The following is a 17233-nucleotide window of genomic DNA, read 5'->3' on the forward strand; positions in this document are numbered from 1 at the left end:
GAGTTGACGCCACGCCGCCGGGCCCTCCGCGGCCAACGGGGCGTCATGCGGCCGCGGATCGACCTCCACACGCGCCGCTCCCGGCCAAGGGCTGCCTGTCCAAGCCCGCGCGGATCCATTAGGCTCCCCGCCGGCAATGCTGAAGCCGGGCGATTCGTTCGAGCGGTACACGATCGAGGCCGCCATCGGGCAGGGGGGGATGGGCTGCGTCTACCGGGCGCACGACGCGCGGCTCGGGCGGCGCGTCGCGGTCAAGGTGATCGCGGGCGGCGCCGTGGACGAGGACGCAGGCGCGCGCCTGCTCCGCGAGGCGCGCGCCGCCGCAGCGCTCGACCACCCGAACGCCGTCTCGATCTTCGACGTGGGTGAGCTCGATGGGACGCCGTTCATCGTGATGGAGCTCGTCCCGGGCCGCACCCTGCGCAGCGCCATCGACGACGCCGGCGCGCCGGCCTCGACGCGGGTCGCCTGGCTCGCCGACGTCGCCCGCGCGCTCGCGGCGGCGCACCGGCGGGGGCTCGTCCACCGGGACATCAAGCCAGAGAACGTGATGGTCCGGGACGACGGGGTGATCAAGGTGCTCGACTTCGGCATCGCGCGCCGCGCCGCCGGAAACGCCGATCCGAGCGCGTCCACCGAGGCCCCCGCGCTACCGACGCTGACCGCGCTCGGCGTCAAGCTCGGGACGCCGGTCTACATGGCCCCGGAGCAAATCCGCGGCGCCGAGCTCGACGGGCGCGCGGACCAGTTCGCGTGGGGCGTGCTCGCCTTCGAGCTCCTCACCGGCAGGCTGCCCTGGCGCGGCGCCGGCGACGTGCTCGCCGTCGTCGCGTCGATCCTTACCGACGAGGCCGACCGCGCCCTGCTCGACGCCGCCGCCGTCCCGCCCGCGGTGAGCGCGGTCGTGCTGCGCGCGCTGTCGAAGCGCCCCGACGATCGGTTCGCGTCGATGGACGAGCTCCTGCGCGCCCTCGAGGCGGCCGGCAGGGGTGAGGCGCCCGCCGCGGCCGCGGCCGCGACGTCGGCGACGTCCGCGCAGGCGCCCGGCGCGAAGGGGAGCGAGGCGCCTCGCGGCGGCGAGACCGCGGCGCAGCGGTTCTCGACCGAGGAGGTCCGCGACGTGCTCGCGCAGGCGATCGAGCGCCAGGCCGCCGCCGACGGAGGCGATGCGCGCGCCCCGCGGGGCGACGCGCGCCTCGGCTTCGACGACCTGCTCGCCGCGGCCGAGGAGGTGGGCGTGGCCCCCGAGGCGCTGCGCGAGGCGAGCCGCGCGCTCCGCGCGCGCGAGCGCGACGACGTGGAGCGGAGGTCGAGCGCGGCGACCGCCGCCGAGCGCGCGACGTGGCTCCGGCGCAAGCGCCGCGATTTCTACCGGCACCTCGGCGTTTACCTCATTGTCAACGCGGTGCTCCTCACGCTCGGCTTCCTGCTCGGCGTCGCGTTCTGGGTGTCGATCGTCCCGCTGCTCTGGGCCATCGGCCTCGGCATTCACGCGCTCGTCGCGTTCACCGCGCACGAGGACGACTGGGCGGAGGAGGCCGAGCAGATGCGGTGGTGGCACGAGCAGCATCGCCGCAGGCACGAGGTGGCCATGGCGAGGGCGATCGGGAAGGACTGGCGCCCTGGTGCGGTCCCACGCCAGCGCATCGGCGCGGCGGAGGAGGGGGACCGCCGGGGCAAGCTGCGCGTCGAGACGGACACCGCGCGCTCCGCGGCGGAGCAGGCCGAGGAAGAGGCCGCGGTCGCGGTGAACAAGCCACAGCGGCGGCGGCGCTGACGTGGGGGCCGCGCCGCCCACAGCCTGATGAGGCGCCGGGCCGGCATGCGCTAAGCTCGCCTCCGGAGGGTCTATGTCCCAGCTGAACTTCATCGCCCGCTCGCTCGCGCCGCTCCAGGCGCTTCCGTCCTTCCTTCGCACGCGCGCGCAAAGCGTGCTGTTCCAGCGCATGGTGCCGTTCACCGGGACCGCCGGGGTCCAGTTCGACGAGGTAAGCTCGGATCGGGTGGCGCTGCGGCTCGCCAACGGGGGAAGGGTGCGGAACCACATCGGCGGGGTGCACGCCGCCGCGGCGGGGCTCCTGGCCGAGACGGCGACCGGCTTCGTCGTCGCCGTCAACCTGCCCGAAGACAAGCTGCCGCTCCTGCGCAGCATGAAGATCGACTACACGCGCCGCGCCCGAGGCGGCCTTCGCGCGGTCGCGACCCTCACGCCAGAGCAACGCCAGTCCTTTCTGGACCAGCCGAAGGGGGACGTGACAGTCGCCGTCACGGTGACGGACGAGAGCGGCGCGTCGCCGATGGAGTGCGAGTTCGTCTGGGCCTGGGTGACCAAGGGGGTGTGACGCCGCGGCGCGAGTGGTCAGTTGCGGCGGAGGCGCTCGATCTCGGCCAGCGCCTCGGCGAGCTGGCGCTCCAGGTCCGACGCGCGCTTGGCCTCGTCCGCAGCGCGCTTGGCCTCGTCCGCAGCGCGCCTGGCCTCCGCCTCGGCGCGCCTGGCCTCCGCCTCGGCGCGAAGCTCGGCCTCCTCGGCGCGGCTAGCCTCGTCCGCGGCGCGCAGCTCCGCCTCGTCCTTGCGCGCGAGCACGTCGTCGAGCATCACGCCGAGCCGCGCGATCAGCTCATCCGCCTCTTCCAGCTTCGCCGTCCCGCTGAAGAAGCGCAGCTTCGAGCCCTCCACCGCGAGCTCCAGCCCGAGCACCTGCGACGCGAACCGTCCTGCCTGGGGCAGGACGGGCTGGTAGCTCCGCGCCCTGCGCGCCGTGTCGGCCGGCGGGAGCCTGTACCCGCGGAGGCTCAGCCGGCGCCGGTCGAAGATGAAGTACTCGGAGATGCCGAGCCGGGCGTAACGCTCGACGTTGGTCTCGAAATCCTTCGTCAGGTTGCCCGCGTAGGCCACCTCCAGGACCAGATCGAGCCCCTTGCGCTCCGCGCCGACGACCCATTTCATCCTCTCGCCAGGCTCCACGTCGAGGACGGCGAGCAGATCCGGCGCGAAGGCAGGCTCGTCCGGGTAGAACACCGCGAGGTTCGAGGACAGGTAGACCCTCCGCCCGCTCCGGCGGAAATACGCGTCGAGCGTCGCGATCACCTGCGCCGCAGCCACACGGTGCGGATCGCCCTCGGGCGGTTCGAGCTCGAACTCGGACGGAAGCATGTCCACGACCCGCGCGCGCTCCTCGTCGGTCATGCGCTCCCACGTCGCCTCGGAAGGGGCGCGCGGGTCGTCGGGATCGAACGCGTAGCCGTGCTCGAGCGCCTGCCGCATAGGCCCTCATCCTAGCATTTCCCAGGATCCTCGGCCTGCGAGCGCGCAGGCGCAGGCCTCAGCGCGGCGCTCGGAGCGTCAGGAGAGCGTCAGGATCTCGCAGCCGTCCCGCGTGACGAGCACGGTGTGCTCGAACTGCGCCGAGAGGCTGCCGTCCTCCGTGACCATGGTCCACCCGTCGTCGAGCGTGCGGATGCGGTGCGAGCCCAGGTTGACCATCGGCTCGATCGTGATGGCCATCCCGGCGCGGAGCCGCATGCCCGCCCCGCGCACCCCGGTGTGCGCGACGTGCGGCGGCAGGTGCATCCTCCGCCCGATGCCGTGCCCGCCGACCTCGCGGACCACGCCGCACCCCTCCGCCCGCGCGATCTCCTCGATGGCCGCGCCGATGTCGCCGAGCCGCGCCCCGTCGCGCACGACGGCGATGCCCGCGTCCCGGCAGCGCCTGGCGACGTCCACCACGTGCAGCGCCTCGGGGCTCGGGTCCCCGATGAAGAACGTCGCGGAGGTGTCGCCGTGGTAGCCGCCGAGCTCCGTGGTCACGTCGACGTTGACGATGTCGCCCGGCAGGAGCACCTCGTCGCGCCGCGGGATCCCGTGGCATACGACGTGGTTCCGGCTTGTGCACACGGCCGCAGGGAAGCCCTTGTAGCCGAGCTGACTGGGGCGGCCGCCGCGCCGCGCTGTGTCCTCGCGCACCCACTGATCGATGTCCGCCGTCGTCACGAAGGGCTGGAGCCGCGCCCCGACGGCCGAGAGCGTCGCCGCCGCCGCGCGCCCTGCGCGCCGCATCGCCTCGCACGCGTGAGGCCTGAGGAGTTCCACGTTCATGCCAGGCGTATGCGCGCGCAGCGAGCGGCCATCCAATACCGTTTTGATCTCGGGTCCTCGCGCGCGGCTCCCCGCGCGCGGGGTTCGGGCTAGAATCGGCGCGTGAGCCTCTCGCAGATCCGTTACTTCATCGCCGTCGCCGAGGAGGGCCACGTCGGCCGCGCCGCTCGCCGCCTCCACATCGCGCAGCCGCCCCTCAGCCGGCAGATCCGCGGCCTGGAGGACGAGCTCGGCGCGCAGCTGTTCGAGCGCACCGCGCGCGGCATGCGGCTCCTGCCGGCCGGCGCGGCGTTCCTCGATCACGCCCGCACCATCGTCGCGCAGGTCGACGCGGCCGTCGCCGATGTGCGCGGCTACGGCGCCGCGCCTCCCCCGGGCGATCTCGACGCCGGCCACCGCCAGCGCGCCGACCTGGGGTAGGGTGCCTCGCGTGGAACCAGGGGAGCGGCATGGGCTACGACGCTGAGCTCACGCTGGCCGTCGATGCGGCGCGCCGCGCTGGCGCGCTCCTCCGCGCGGAGTTCCACCGCCCGGGCGGCCCACGCGGCGCCGGGACGAGCGCCGACGTCGACGTGGAGGTCGAGCTCCTGCTGCGCGACGCGCTCACCGGGGCCACCCCCTACGCGTTCCTCGGCGAGGAGACCGGCGCCCTGGACGGCGTGGACCCGTCGCACCGCTGGGTCGTCGATCCGCACGACGGCACCGCGTCCTTCCTGCACGGCTACCGTGGCGCCTCGGTCTCCATCGGCCTCCTCCGCGAGGGCACCCCGGTGCTCGGCGTCGTCTTCGCGTACGCCTATCCCGACGACGACGGCGATCTCATCGCCTGGGCCGAGGGCGCCGGGCCGATCCGGCGCAACGGCGCCGCCGTCTCGTCGTCGCTCGCCGGCGGCGCGCTCGATCGCTACGCCGTCGTGCTGCTCTCGCAGTCGGCGGATTACCTCCCCGCCCGCAACGCCCGCTGCGTCGCCCCCGCGCGGTTCCTCGCCCTCCCGAGCCTCGCCTACCGGCTCGCCCTGGCCGCGGCCGGCGAGGGCGTCGCCGCGGTCTCGCTCAGCCGGCCCCGCAGCTGGGACTACGCCGCCGGGCACGCGCTCGTGCGCGCCGCGGGCGGCGAGCTCGTCGACGACGACGGCGCGCCCATCACCTACACCGCGCAGGGTGACGGCGAGGTCTGCCGCCTGTTCGGCGGCGCCCCCGCGGTCGTGCGCGAGCTCGCGCGCCGCCCGTGGAACGCCGTCATCCACGGCCGCATCCCGCCGCCGCAGGGCACGTACGGGCTGCTGCGCCCCTCGCACAGCCTGCTCGTCGAGGGCGCTGGCACGCTCTCACGCGCCCAGGGCTGCCTGCTCGGCCAGCTCGCGGGGGACGCGCTCGGCGCGCTCGTCGAGTTCCGCACGGCGGAGGCGATCGCGCCGCTCTACCCGGACGGCGTCCGCGACCTCGCCGACGGCGGCACGTGGGGCACGCTGGCCGGGCAGCCGACCGACGACTCCGAGATGGCGCTCATGCTCGCGCGCTCGATCGTCCGCAAGCGCGGCTTCGTCGCGGAGGCCGCGCTCGACGCCTACGTGCACTGGTACGGCTCAAGCCCGTTCGACATCGGCAACACCACGGCGGCCGCGCTCAGGGCCGCCGCGGGCGCGCCGCTGCCCGGCGCGCGGCGCGAGCGCGCCCGCGCCGCCGCGAGCCTGACCAGCGAGGCGAACGGCTCGGTGATGCGCGCGGCGCCCCTCGGCGTCCTCGGCGCGGGCCGCCCGCGGGAGGCCGCGGCCTGGGCGCGCGACGACAGCGCGCTCACGCACCCCCACCCGGTCTGCTGCGCCGCCTCCGCCGCGTTCGTCGCGGCCATCGCGGCGGCGGTGGGCGGCGCAGGCGTCGAGGGTGCCTTCGCGGCCGCCCTCGACGAGGCGGAGGGGAGCGGCGAGCGCGCGGTCGTCGCCGCGCTCACGGCCGCGCGCAGCGCCCCGCCCCGGAGCTTCTCGCACCAGGCCGGCTGGGTCCTCATCGCCCTGCAGAACGCCTTCCACCAGCTCCTCCACGCGCCCTCGCTCGAGCGGGGCCTCATCGACACGGTGATGGCCGGCGGCGACACCGACACGAACGCCGCGATCGCCGGCGCGCTGCTCGGCGCGGCGCACGGCCGGGACGCCGTCCCTGACCGCTTCCGCCGCCTCGTGCTCAGCTGTCGCCCGCTCCCCGAGGCAGGGGCGAAGCACCGGCGTCCGCCCGAGCTCTGGCCGGTCGACGCGATGCTCCTCGCCGAGGCGCTCCTCGCCGCCGGCCAGCGCGCGCAGCCCGACGAGCGCGACTCGTCGGAGTTCTTTTGATGAGCTAAAAGCACAACAAATTCATTAACTTATCACCCATCCATGAGCCTCTTCAGGAGGATGAGGTTCTCCCCCGCGGCGCCGCGCGCAAGGGCGTGCAGGGAGCGCTCCCGGAGCCTCGCTCGATCGGCAGGCCGAGACGCCGCTCACCCCCCCGTGGGGCGCTCCAGGTGCCCGCCGAACTTGTGCCGCATCGCGGAGAGGACCTTCTCGGCGAAGGTGTGATCGTGGCGTGAGCGGAAGCGCGCGTAGAGCGCCGAGGACAGCACCTCGGCGGGGACGGCCTCCTCGATCGCCGCCATCACGGTCCAGCGGCCCTCGCCGGAGTCCTGCACGAACCCGCTGTACCCGGCGAGCTCCGGGCTCTCGGCGAGGGCGATCGCGGTGAGGTCGAGCAGCCACGAACCCACCACGCTGCCCCGCCGCCAGACCTCGGCGATCTCGCCGAGGTCGAACGCGTACCGGTGCTCCTCGGGCAGGCGCTCCGTGGCGGCGTTCTTGAGGATGTCGAACCCCTCCGCGTAGGCCTGCATGAGGCCGTACTCGATGCCGTTGTGGACCATCTTCACGAAGTGCCCGGCGCCGACCGGGCCGCAGTGCAGGTAGCCCTCCTCCGACGTGCTCTGCGCGCCGCCCTGGGCCTCCTGCCTGCCCGGCGTGCGCGGGATGTCCCCCGGCCCCGGCGCGAGCGTCCGCAGGATCGGCTGCACCAGGGCGAACGCCTCGGGGGCGCCGCCCACCATGAGGCAGTAGCCGCGGTCGATCCCCCACACGCCGCCGCTCGTCCCCACGTCGACGTAACGGATGCCCTTCGGGGCGAGCGCCCTGGCGCGGCGGACGTCGTCCTTGAAGTAGGTGTTGCCCCCGTCGATGATCACGTCGCCCTCGCCGAGCTGCTCGCCGAGCTCTCCGACGACGCGCTCGGTGGGCGCGCCCGCGGGCAGCATGACCCAGACCACGCGCGGCGACTCGAGCTGCGCCACCGCGTCGCCCAGGGAAGAGGCCGTCGCCGCGCCCTCCTCGCCGAGCCGCTTCACGCTGTCCTGGTTCAGATCGAACGCGACGACCTCGTGGCCGCCGCGCATGAGCCGGCGCGCCATGTTGGCGCCCATCCTGCCGAGTCCGATCATCGCGAGCTTCATCCGTCACGCTCCTGTGTGGGACCGCGGGCGTATCACAGCGGGCGGCGCGCGGCGCGCGGCGCGGTCGACACCGCTCCGGTCCGGGCGCTCCTCCGGCTGCGGCGGCTACCGGCGCGCCGGCTGCGCCTGCTGCCGCAGCGCGCCCACCGCGTGCTCGAGCGCGCTCTTCAGCGTGCTGAACACCGGGATCCCGTCGAGGCTGCCGCCGGACTCCAGGATGCGCCCGACCATCGCCGTCGGGACGCCGGAGACGATGCACTGGCTGCCGAGCAGCCTCGTCGCCGCGAAGATCCGCAGCAGGTGATCGATGGTCGAGGTGTCCGCCGCCTGCGCGCCGGTGAGGTCCACGATCATGAAGCGGGCGCCGTGCCGGACCACCGCGTCGAGCACCTCTTCCATCATGCGGGCCGCCCTCGCGCTGTCGATCGTGCCGATCACCGGCAGCGTGAGCACGCCGTCCCACACCTGGATGATCGGCGTCGACATCTCGAGCATCGCCTCGTGCGCCGCGCGGACCCGATCGAGCTGCAGGCGCAGCTCGATCTGGACCCGCTCGAGCTCGTCGTTCTGCTCGCGCAGCTGCGCGCTCGCGGCGGCGAGGTCGAGCGAGTTCTTGAGCGTCGTGTACGTGGCCCCGACGTACAGCGCGTACGTGGTCGCGCTCGCCAGCGCCTTCCGGTCGATCTGGCGCTGGTCTTCCAGGGCGAAGAGCATCGTGCCGATGGTCTTCTTGTAGACCTGGATCGGCACGTGGAAAACGACGTCGGGGTCGTCCGCGAGGAGCCACGCGCGCGCGCGATCCGCCTCGCGCGCCTCGTCCCACGGCCCCCTGAACCACGCGGGGCGCTGCGCCTCCAGCGCCGCGACCATCCAGGCGTCCACGACGACGCCGCCGCCCTCGGGCGCCCCGTACTCGAAGGTGCCGCGCTGGTACCTCGCCGCGATCCTGGCGCCGCCGCCGTCGTTGGCGAGCACGACGCAGAGCCGCTGGGACGGGACGATCCAGCGCGCGCTCGCGCAGACCTCTTCCCACAGCGACCGCAGGTCCGGCTGGTTGGCGAGCTTGAGGAGGATCTCGTTGAGGACGCCGAGGACGATCCATCCGCCGCCGCCGGCTTCGGGGGGCTGGCCAGGCTCTGGCGTCAGCATCAGCGATCGTCGGATCTCGGCACGGTGAACACTCCTCGCGCTCAGCGCGCAGCCGCATCCTACCGCGCAATCCGCCCGCGGTGGAGGGGCTCTTGCCCGCGGCGGCGGGCTGGGCTCGCGCGGCGCGGTGCACCCCGCGCGCGGCCGCTGCGTGCTACCGCTAGGGCATGAAGATCAAGGCACGTGACGGCAAGGTCTACGAGGTCGCGCCCGCTCCGCCCGGCGGCAGCCACGAGGTGCGGCTCGACGGCAAGGTGGTCGGCTCGTTCGTGCTCCTCCCCGACGAGACGCAGGTCACCGTGAAGAGCAAGCCCGCCACGGACGCGCTCCTCGTGGACATCGCCGATCGGTTCGTCGCCGAAGGCGGCGCCCCCATGGGGATCAGCTGATCCTGCGCCCGCCGGGCTCCCCGGCTGCATCCGCGCCGCCGAGCCTGCCCGCCTCGCCGCGGCCTCGCGCGAGCGCGCAGACCCGCCGCAGGGCTCCCGGACGTTGAAAGCCGTCGCGACAGCGTGATATGCACGGGCCGGTTTCTCGGGTCCAGACGCGCTGTCGAACAGGAGTCCAGATGGCCGACCAACAGCATGGCGAGCGCTGTCCCAAGGCGCCGCGAGGCGATCACAAGTACGAGGACGTCATCCTCGCGGCGGACAACGGCAAGCTCTACTACCTGCGCCGGGAGGACTACATCCGGCCCGAGAACGAGCTGACCGCGGAGAACTGCGGGCACTGTTACGACCGGGCGATGGAGCTCCTCAAGCAGGGCGTCGCGCTGGGCTGGATCCGGCCCCGACCGGGCAACCAGGCCTGCTACCTGGTCAACCTGGCGAGCCTGCGCCGGGTGACGCCGTTCGAGCCCGCGACGTGGAGACAGGAGGGGCCGGATCCCATGCAGGACCTCCTCGCGGCCTCCGAGTGGGCCGACCAGGCAGCCACCCACGCCACGGCGGCCGCGCTGGCGCGCGAGCTCGGCGAACCGGGCGAGGCGATGATCGCGGCCAAGCAGACGCTCCATGCCGCGGAGCAGAGCGTCAAGGACGCGCAGGCGGCCATCGAGCACCTCGTCGCGGGCGACAAGGACCAGTGAGCGCGGCAGCGGGCCCCTCGCCGGAGCGGGCCGCGGTCCGCGCCGCCAAGGGGTTCCGGGAGGGCACGCACCGGCTCGTCCCGCCCGCCGAGACCATCGCGCGCGTCGCGCCGCACCTGTCCGCGTTCGGCATCACCCGGGTGGCCGACGTCACCGGCCTCGATGTCATCGGCCTGCCCGTCGTCATGGTGTGCCGGCCCAACGCAGCCTCGCTCGCGGTCTCCCAGGGCAAAGGGCTCACGCTCGACGCGGCGCGGGCGTCCGGGCTCATGGAGTCGATCGAGTCCTACCACGCCGAGCACGTCGACCTGCCGCTCCGGCTCGCGAGCCACCGGGATCTCGCGCGCGCCGCTGCCGTGGTCGACGTCGCCGCGCTGCCGCGCCTCTCGGTCGGCGCCGCGCGCGAGCACCACCGGGTGCTCTGGATCGAGGGGCGCGATCTCCTCCGCGACGAGGCCGTGTGGGTCCCTTATGAAATGGTGCACACGAACTACACGCTGCCGCTGCCGGCGGGCAGCGGCTCGTTCGTGATGAGCTCGAACGGCCTCGCCTCGGGCAATCACCTGCTCGAGGCCGTGAGCCACGGCATCTGCGAGGTCGTCGAGCGCGACGCGACAACGCTCTTCCGCGCCGGCGGCGAGGCCGAGATCCCTGGCTCCCGGCTCGATCTCGCCACGGTCGACGACCCCGGGTGCCGCCACGTCCTCGACCTCTACGAGGCCGCCGGCGTCGCCGTGGGCGTCTGGGAGACCACGACCGACGTCGGCCTCCCTGCGTTCCTCTGCCTGATCGTCGATCGCGCGCCGGATCCGTTCCGCCGCCTCTACGCGACCGAGGGGATGGGCTGTCACCCGAGCCGGAGCGTCGCGCTGCTCCGGGCGCTCACCGAGGCCGCGCAGAGCCGGCTCACGTTCATCGCCGGCTCCCGCGACGACGGCGACCGCGATCGCTTCGAGCGGGCGCGCCACGCGGACGCCATCCAGCGCGCCCGCGAGCAGATCGCCGGCGTCCGCGGCCCGCTCCGCGGCTTCCGCGACGTCCCGTCGCTCGAGGGCGAGACCTTCGACGACGACGTCGCCGCGGAGCTCGCGTGCCTCCGGCGCGCCGGCGTCGAGCGCGTCGTCGTCGTCGACGTGAGCAAGCCCGGGCTCGGCATCTCCGTCGTCCGGGTGATCATCCCGGGCCTGGAGTCGATCGACGACGTGCCCGGCTTCGTCCCGGGGCCCCGGGCCCGGGCGCGCGCCGCCGCACGCGCGGCGGCTGCGGCGAGGAGCGCGGCCACCGCGTGAGCGTCATCGTCTTCACGGGCCCCACGCTCCCGGCCGCGGACGGCGCCGCGCTGCTCGACGGCGCCGTGTTCCTGCCGCCGGTCGCGCAGGGCGACGTGTACCGGGCCACGCTCGAGAAGCCGTGGGCCATCGGGATCGTCGACGGCTACTTCGAGCGCCTGCCCTCGGTCTGGCACAAGGAGATCCTCTGGGCCATGGCGCACGGCGTCCACGTCTTCGGCAGCGCCAGCATGGGCGCGCTGCGGGCCGCCGAGCTCCACCCGTTCGGCATGACCGGCGTCGGCGCCGTGTTCGAGGCGTTCCAGAGCGGCGCGCTGACCGACGACGACGAGGTCGCGATCGCCCACGCCGCCGCCGAGGACGGCTACCGGCCGCTCTCCGACGCGATGGTGAACATCCGCGCCACGCTCGCCGCCGCGGTCGCGGCGTCGATCCTCCGGGAGGAGACCGCCGCGGGGCTCGTCTCGCTGGCCAAGCGCACGTTCTACGCGCAGCGCAGCTTCGCGCGGCTGCTCGCGGAGGGCGCCGCGGCCGGCGCGAGCCCCGAGGAGCTCGACGCCCTCCGGCGCTTCTTGCCGGACGGGCGCGTGGATCAGAAGCGGCGCGACGCCGTCGCGATGCTGGAGGCGATCGCGGCGCTGCGCGCGCGCGACCCCGGCCCGCTCAGGGTGACGTACCACTTCGCCTATACCGACGTCTGGGACCAGGCGTGCCGGCGCGCCGGCCGCGGCAGCGTGGCCGCCACGCAGGGCGCCCGCGCCGGGGCCGCGCCGGCCCAGCGTCCGGGCGCCGAGCCGGCCGGCGCGCGATCACGGCGCGCGCAGGGCGGGCTGCAGCCGGAGCTGCTCCTCGACGAGCTCCGGCTGGAAGGGCCGCTCTCCTATACGAACGCCGTCCAGGGGGCCCTCGCGCGGGCGCTCGCCCTGAGCGAGGCGCGGCGCCACGGGGTCGAGGTCCCCGTCGAGCTCTTCGAGGAGATCCTCGCGCAGGTCCGGCGGGAGCGGGGGCTGCTCACGCCCGAGAGCACGCTCGCCTGGCTCACGGAGCAGGCGCTCGACGTCGAGGGCCTCACGCTGCTCGTCCAGCGGGAGGCGCGGCTGCGGTGGGCGCAGGCCGTCTTCGGGATCGAGGTGGAGCGGCTCCTGGTCGACCACCTGCGCATGACGGGCCGCTACGGCGAGCTCGCCGCGCGGGCCCTTCGCAAGCAGGAGGTCCTCTCCGCGGCAGGCGTCGAGGCGCCCGCGCTCGAGGACCTCGGCCTGACGCGGCAAGCGCTGCTGGCGTGGTATTTCACGGAGATCGCCGGCCGCCCGCTCCCGGCCTACCTCGACGGTTACGCGGCCGCGCTGGGGCTCGACGATCAGGACGAGCTGCTCCTCGTCATCGCCCGCGAGTACGAGCACAGGCGGCGCGGCGAGAGGCCGCCGGCCGACGGCTGACCGCTCACGCGCCGGGGCGCCCGAGCGATCGCGCGGCGTAGGCGCGGAGCGGCGTGAGCGCGATGGGCAGCGCCGACAGGACCGGGCGCATGTCGATGACCTTGCCCTCCACGCAGTGGAGCATCAGCGCGTCGAACGACTGCGCCAGCGAGTCGACGCCGCGCTTCGGGTCCCGCGCCGCGGCGCGGCGCTCCCGCAGATCGGCCTCGCCGACGCGCTCGACGGAGAAGGCGCGGCCGGTCAGCTCCTCGAACACCGCGATCACCTGGTTGTGGCTGAGCGCCTCCGGGCCACCCAGCTCGAAGGAGCGCCCCAGCGCCCGCGGGTTGTCGATGCAGGCGATCGCCGCGTCGGCCACGTCGCCGAGCGCGATCCAGCTGATCGGGCCGTCTCCGGCGCCATAGACGCGCGCCTTGGCCGCCTCCACGTCGAACCCGAGCGCCGGGCTCAGCCAGATCTCCATGAAGTAGGTGGGCTGCAGGATCGTGAAGGGCAGGCCGCTCGCCCGGAGCTCCCGCTCCACCGCGCGCTTCGCGTCCTGCAAGGGGAACTCGTCGGCGATCTCCGGGAAAGAGATGTAGATGAAGTGCCCGACCGACGCCGCCTTCGCCGCGGCGACCAGCGCGAGCGAGCCGTCCCGGTCCACGCTCTCGATCGAGTCGCCGTCTTGCCGCGACAGCGTCGAGCTGGCCGTCTCGATCACGACGCTGACCCCCTGGCACGCCCGATCGAGCGACGCGCGGTCCTTCAGATCGCCGCGCACGAGCTCGACCCCCATCTCCCGGAGCCGGGCCACCTTCGCCGGGTCCGATCCCTCCCGGTAGAGACCTCGCACCGCGCGCCCGGCCTCGCGGAGACGCCGGCAGATCTCTGCACCCAGAACCCCTGTTGCTCCGACGATCAGGATCATCGCTCCTCCTCTCGCTCGCAGGCCCGCAGCATAGGCCGAACGGAGGGGCAGCGGGCGCGCTCGCTGGGTCAGAGGTAGCCGTGCTCCCGGGCGGAGGCGACGAGCGCCTCGAGGGCAGCCCGGCTCAGCTCGGGCGGCCCGCCGCCGCGGGCCACGGCGACGACCCGATCGAGCCGCTCATCGAGCGCGCCCGTGAAGCGGTGCTGCTTCACGTCGTGGAGCGCCTCGGCCTGCTCCACGGCCGCGGCGAGGCGATCGCGCTCGAGGTGCACCGCGAGGAGCACGAGGCGCGCTGTCCACTCGAACGGGAACGGCGTCGCCAGCTCCGTCCAGGAGTGGAGGGCCGCCCCGGCGCGGCGCACGATCTCCTCCTCCGGCGCCCCCTCGGACCACGCGCACCAGGCCAGGTGGGCCTCGGCGGCCCCCATGTAGTCGCGCATGTGCCCCAGCGCGGCGACCTCCAGGCTCCGCAGCGCCATGGACCGCACCTCCGCGCGCTGGCGGCGCAGCCGGTGGATCATCGTCCTGTAGGTGAGCGCGCGCGACTGCACGATCACGTTGCCCATCCGCTCTGCGGCGCTCAGCGAGCTCACGAGGTACGCTTCGGAGGTGTCGAGCGCGCCGTGCCAGAGATTGACGAAGCCGCCCGAGAAGTGCGCGGACGCGATGAGCTGCGGATCGCCCGTGGCCTCGCTGGCCGCGATGTACGAGCGGACGTGCCGCACGGCGAGCTCCGAGGCCTGGTACCGCTCGCTGCGGATCTGCATCAGCATGAGGCCGTAGAAGAACTGCGCCTGCCGGACGGGCCCCGCGTACCGCTCGACCATCGGCTGGATCGCCTCGACCTGCGCCCTCAGCGCGTCGAGCTGACCCATGAAGTAGTAGACCTCGAGCCGGTCGATCTTCGCCTGCATCCACTCGTGCCACCACGCCTCGGAGCGGCTCGCGGTGGGCTCGTCGGGGCCGAGGCTCGCGTCGGCCTCGGCGTAGGCGGCGAGCGCCTGCCCGTGCTGGAGGTGCGTCGCCCAGGTCTTGCCGCGCTTGCGGTGCAGCCGGGCTCGGTCCACCCGCGCCGCCCGGTCGAGCCGCGAGAGCGCCTCGACGTAGGCCCGCCGCGCGTCGTCCTGCTTGCCCGTGATGGCGAGCACGTCGCCGATCCGCTCCTCGAGGGCCGCGCGCCGCGCGTCGTCGTCCACGCCGGGCGCTCCCGGCGCCTCCGCGCGCCGGCTCACCTCGGCGATCGCCGCGCGGTAGAGCGCGATCGCGTCGCTGTTCGCGTAGACGGAGCGCGCGCGATCGCCGGCCTCCGTCAGGTGCGCGATCGCCTTGTCGTGCACCCCGGCCCTCGAGAAGTGGTGCGCGAGCACCGGGGCGCGATCGGCGGCGCCCTCGGACAGGGTCGCCTCGATCCGCTCGGCGGCGCGCCGGTGCAGCTCGCGCAGGCGCCCGTCCGGGATCTGCTTGTAGGCGATCTCCCGGATCTTGTCGTGGACGAAGCGGAGCCGCCCCTCGCCGGCCTCCTCGAAGATCTGGCGCACGCGGAGCTCCCGGAGCGCCTCCATCCACGCCTCCTCGCCGATGCCGGACGTGCCGAGGAGCAGCGCGCCGTCGAGCTCGCGGCCGAGCACCGCGGCGATCTGCACGAGCTCCGCGCTGGCCGGCTGCAAGGCGCGCAGGCGCCGCTGGATCAGGCTCTCCAGCGAGCGCGGCATGGGCATCGCCATCGCCTGCTCGAGCGCCTCCGTCTGCCACGCGCCCGTCGCGTCGCGGGCGAGGAGCCCCGCGTCGATCGCCATGTGCAGGTACTCGGCGATGAAGAACGGATTGCCGGCCGAGTGCCGGAACAGCAGCTCGTCGAAGTGCCTCGGCGACTCGGGCAGCGCGAGCATCTCGCGGGCCATGGCGCCGGCGCTCGCCTGAGAGAGCCGGCCGAGCTCCACGCTGACGACCTCCGGGGCGCGCGCGATTGCGTCGAGCTCGGGGCGCAGCTCGTCCATCCTGTAGGCGCCGAGGACGAGCACGCCCGCGGCCTTCAGGGAGCCGGGGGACAGCTCGTCCAGGAGGCCGAGCGACAGCTCGTCGGCCCACTGCAGATCGTCGAGCAGGAGGAGGAGCGGCGCGGCCTCGGCCATGGCGAACAGGACCTCCCGCATGCACCGGAAGAGCCGCGCGCGCGCAGCCTGCGCGGGCAGCGGCGGCAGCGGCGGGCGCTGCACGGCGTAGGGGAGGTCGGCGAGGGACGCCTCGTAGGGCTCGAGCGCCCTGCCGCGCTCGCCGAAGATGCGCTCGGTCTCCGCGGTCCCGAGGGCGCGGCAGCGATCGGCGGCCTCGGTCAGGCACGACCGGAACAGGTGCAGCGGCGCGGCCTTGACGGCGCCGTCATCGGCGCCGATCGCCACGCAGCGCCCGGTCATCACGGCGGCGCCGCGCGCCTTTGCGTCGCGCGCGACCTCCATGATGAGGCGCGTCTTGCCGGCGCCGCTCTCGCCGCCCACGAGCACCTTGCCTCCGCGCCGCCGGTCGACGAGCGCGTCCACCTCCCGCCCCAGGCGGCGCAGCGTCGCGTCACGCCCGGTCAGCTGGGGCCGGTACAGGTACGGCGATGGCCGGGGCAGGGGAACCGGGTCGTGCCGGTCGGCGCCGAGCGCCTCGAGCGCGCGCGCCACGTCTTCCGCGTAGCCCAGCCGGTCGCGTGGCTCCTTCGCGAGCAGCCGCAGGACGAGCGCGTCGAGCTCCGGCGGGACATGGGGCGCGAGGCTGGAGGGCGGCTGCGGCGCGGCCTTGAGGTGGTACCGGCCGAGCTCCGAGTCGGGGATCCCAGGGAACGGCGTGCTGCCGGTGAGGCACTGGTAGAGGATGCAGCCGAGCGCGTAGAGATCGGAGCGCGCGTCGGTCAGCTTGCCCAGGATCTGCTCGGGCGCCATGTACGCGAGCGTCCCCATGACCTCCCGGTCGACCGCGAGCTCCTCGCGGCCCTCTGCGCCGCCGAAGCTCCCGGCGATGCCGAGATCCACGAGCACGGGCAGGTCGCCGTCGCGCAGGAAGACGTTGGCCGGCTTGAGATCGCGGTGCACGAGCCCCTGGCCGTGGAGGTACGCGAGGGGCGCGCAGAGCCGGCGGACCAGCGTGAGCATGGGGCGGATCGCGTCGCGCGGCGCAAGCGAGCGCGGGCCGGCGCTCGCGGGCTGCGAAGCGGGCGCGCTCACCGGCGCCGTCTCGGCGGATCGCACCTCGTGCCAGATCTCCTGGATGCAGGTCTGGAGGGTGCGGCCTTCGAGGAGCTCCATCGCGTACCAGGGCAGTCCATCCGAGACGCCCTGGTCCACGATCCGCACGATGCCGGGGTGGCTGAGGCGGCCCAGCGCGTAGATCTCGCGCCGGATGCTCGCGATGGTGAGCTCGCTCGCGCTGAAGATGGTCTTGATCGCCGCCGTCTGGCCGGTCTCTGCGTGCTTGCCGCGGTAGACGACGCCCATCCCTCCTTGCCCGAGCTTCCCGAGCAGCCGGTAAGGGCCGAACTGCGTGCTCGGCGCGGCCCTTGAGCTCGGCGGGGCGTGGCCTGCGAAGCGGGTCGCGTCGTCCGCCGAGGCGGGCGAGCGCGTCTCTGCGGCGACCGCGATGCGCACGCGGCGGACGGTGCTCTGATCGCTCGCGACGCCGGTGGCGTCCTGACGGCGCTCCTCCCCGGGCGCACCGGCGTGGCCCGTCGCAGGCGCGGTGTCCGGCAGCCTGGGCGGCGGCGGCGTAGGGGTCACCCTCTCCTCGTCCCCGCCGGGCGACGGTGGCTGCTG

14 protein-coding genes are annotated in these 17233 nt (G+C 74.2%); 8 read left to right on the forward strand and 6 right to left on the reverse strand.

The window, feature by feature from the left end; genetic code table 11:
• The first annotated feature begins 136 nt into the window (after window positions 1–136).
• On the forward strand, window positions 137–1777 hold the full coding sequence (locus POL72_RS28785) for a protein kinase domain-containing protein (protein WP_272099110.1): 1641 nt from the start codon (window positions 137–139) through the stop codon (window positions 1775–1777).
• 73 nt (window positions 1778–1850) lie between these two features.
• Window positions 1851–2342, forward strand: coding sequence for a hotdog fold domain-containing protein (locus tag POL72_RS28790; RefSeq protein ID WP_272099112.1), 492 nt, complete (start codon window positions 1851–1853; stop codon window positions 2340–2342).
• Window positions 2343–2359: 17 nt separating this feature from the next.
• Here POL72_RS28790 and POL72_RS28795 read toward each other — a convergent pair whose 3' ends face one another.
• Together POL72_RS28795 and map are read right to left on the reverse strand one after the other, a co-directional pair.
• Window positions 2360–3265, reverse strand: coding sequence for a Uma2 family endonuclease (locus POL72_RS28795; protein WP_272099114.1), 906 nt, complete (start codon window positions 3263–3265; stop codon window positions 2360–2362).
• Window positions 3266–3343: 78 nt separating this feature from the next.
• Window positions 3344–4096, reverse strand: coding sequence for a type I methionyl aminopeptidase (gene map / locus POL72_RS28800; RefSeq protein WP_272099116.1), 753 nt, complete (start codon window positions 4094–4096; stop codon window positions 3344–3346).
• Between the two features lie 102 nt (window positions 4097–4198).
• On the opposite strand from map, the gene POL72_RS28805 reads away from it, so the two are divergent.
• Together POL72_RS28805 and POL72_RS28810 are read left to right on the forward strand one after the other, a co-directional pair.
• Window positions 4199–4516 (forward strand): LysR family transcriptional regulator, encoded by a 318-nt coding sequence (locus POL72_RS28805; protein WP_012236172.1) that lies wholly within the window; start codon window positions 4199–4201, stop codon window positions 4514–4516.
• A 29-nt stretch (window positions 4517–4545) separates the two neighbouring features.
• Entirely contained in the window at window positions 4546–6426 is a 1881-nt protein-coding gene (locus POL72_RS28810) for an inositol monophosphatase family protein (protein WP_272099119.1), read from the forward strand.
• A 146-nt stretch (window positions 6427–6572) separates the two neighbouring features.
• Here POL72_RS28810 and gnd read toward each other — a convergent pair whose 3' ends face one another.
• Together gnd and POL72_RS28820 are read right to left on the reverse strand one after the other, a co-directional pair.
• On the reverse strand, window positions 6573–7568 hold the full coding sequence (gene gnd / locus POL72_RS28815; protein ID WP_272099121.1) for a phosphogluconate dehydrogenase (NAD(+)-dependent, decarboxylating): 996 nt from the start codon (window positions 7566–7568) through the stop codon (window positions 6573–6575).
• A 105-nt stretch (window positions 7569–7673) separates the two neighbouring features.
• Window positions 7674–8717, reverse strand: a complete 1044-nt coding sequence (locus POL72_RS28820; protein WP_272099122.1) for an STAS domain-containing protein — start codon at window positions 8715–8717, stop codon at window positions 7674–7676.
• Between the two features lie 167 nt (window positions 8718–8884).
• Between POL72_RS28820 and POL72_RS28825 the strand changes: the two genes are divergently transcribed.
• From POL72_RS28825 to POL72_RS28840, 4 genes are all read left to right on the forward strand, one after another.
• Window positions 8885–9106 (forward strand): hypothetical protein, encoded by a 222-nt coding sequence (locus POL72_RS28825; RefSeq protein WP_012236178.1) that lies wholly within the window; start codon window positions 8885–8887, stop codon window positions 9104–9106.
• 179 nt (window positions 9107–9285) lie between these two features.
• A complete protein-coding gene (locus tag POL72_RS28830; protein ID WP_272099124.1) occupies window positions 9286–9804 on the forward strand; it encodes a hypothetical protein in 519 nt (172 codons plus the stop codon).
• Entirely contained in the window at window positions 9801–11093 is a 1293-nt protein-coding gene (locus tag POL72_RS28835; protein ID WP_272099126.1) for a YcaO-like family protein, read from the forward strand. The genes POL72_RS28830 and POL72_RS28835 overlap by 4 nt, the downstream gene beginning before the upstream one ends.
• Window positions 11090–12532, forward strand: a complete 1443-nt coding sequence (locus POL72_RS28840) for a TfuA-like protein (RefSeq protein ID WP_272099128.1) — start codon at window positions 11090–11092, stop codon at window positions 12530–12532. Before POL72_RS28835 ends, POL72_RS28840 begins: the two co-directional genes overlap by 4 nt.
• Before the next feature lie 4 nt (window positions 12533–12536).
• On the opposite strand, the gene POL72_RS28845 is transcribed toward POL72_RS28840, so the two are convergent.
• Complete coding sequence (locus tag POL72_RS28845) at window positions 12537–13442, reverse strand: SDR family oxidoreductase (RefSeq protein WP_272099130.1); 906 nt, start codon at window positions 13440–13442, stop codon at window positions 12537–12539.
• A 68-nt stretch (window positions 13443–13510) separates the two neighbouring features.
• Window positions 13511–17197, reverse strand: coding sequence for a serine/threonine-protein kinase (locus POL72_RS28850; RefSeq protein WP_272099132.1), 3687 nt, complete (start codon window positions 17195–17197; stop codon window positions 13511–13513).
• Window positions 17198–17233 lie beyond the last annotated feature (36 nt).

The organism is Sorangium aterium (genome assembly GCF_028368935.1).
In the GTDB taxonomy this organism is placed as follows: domain Bacteria; phylum Myxococcota_A; class Polyangia; order Polyangiales; family Polyangiaceae; genus Sorangium; species Sorangium atrum.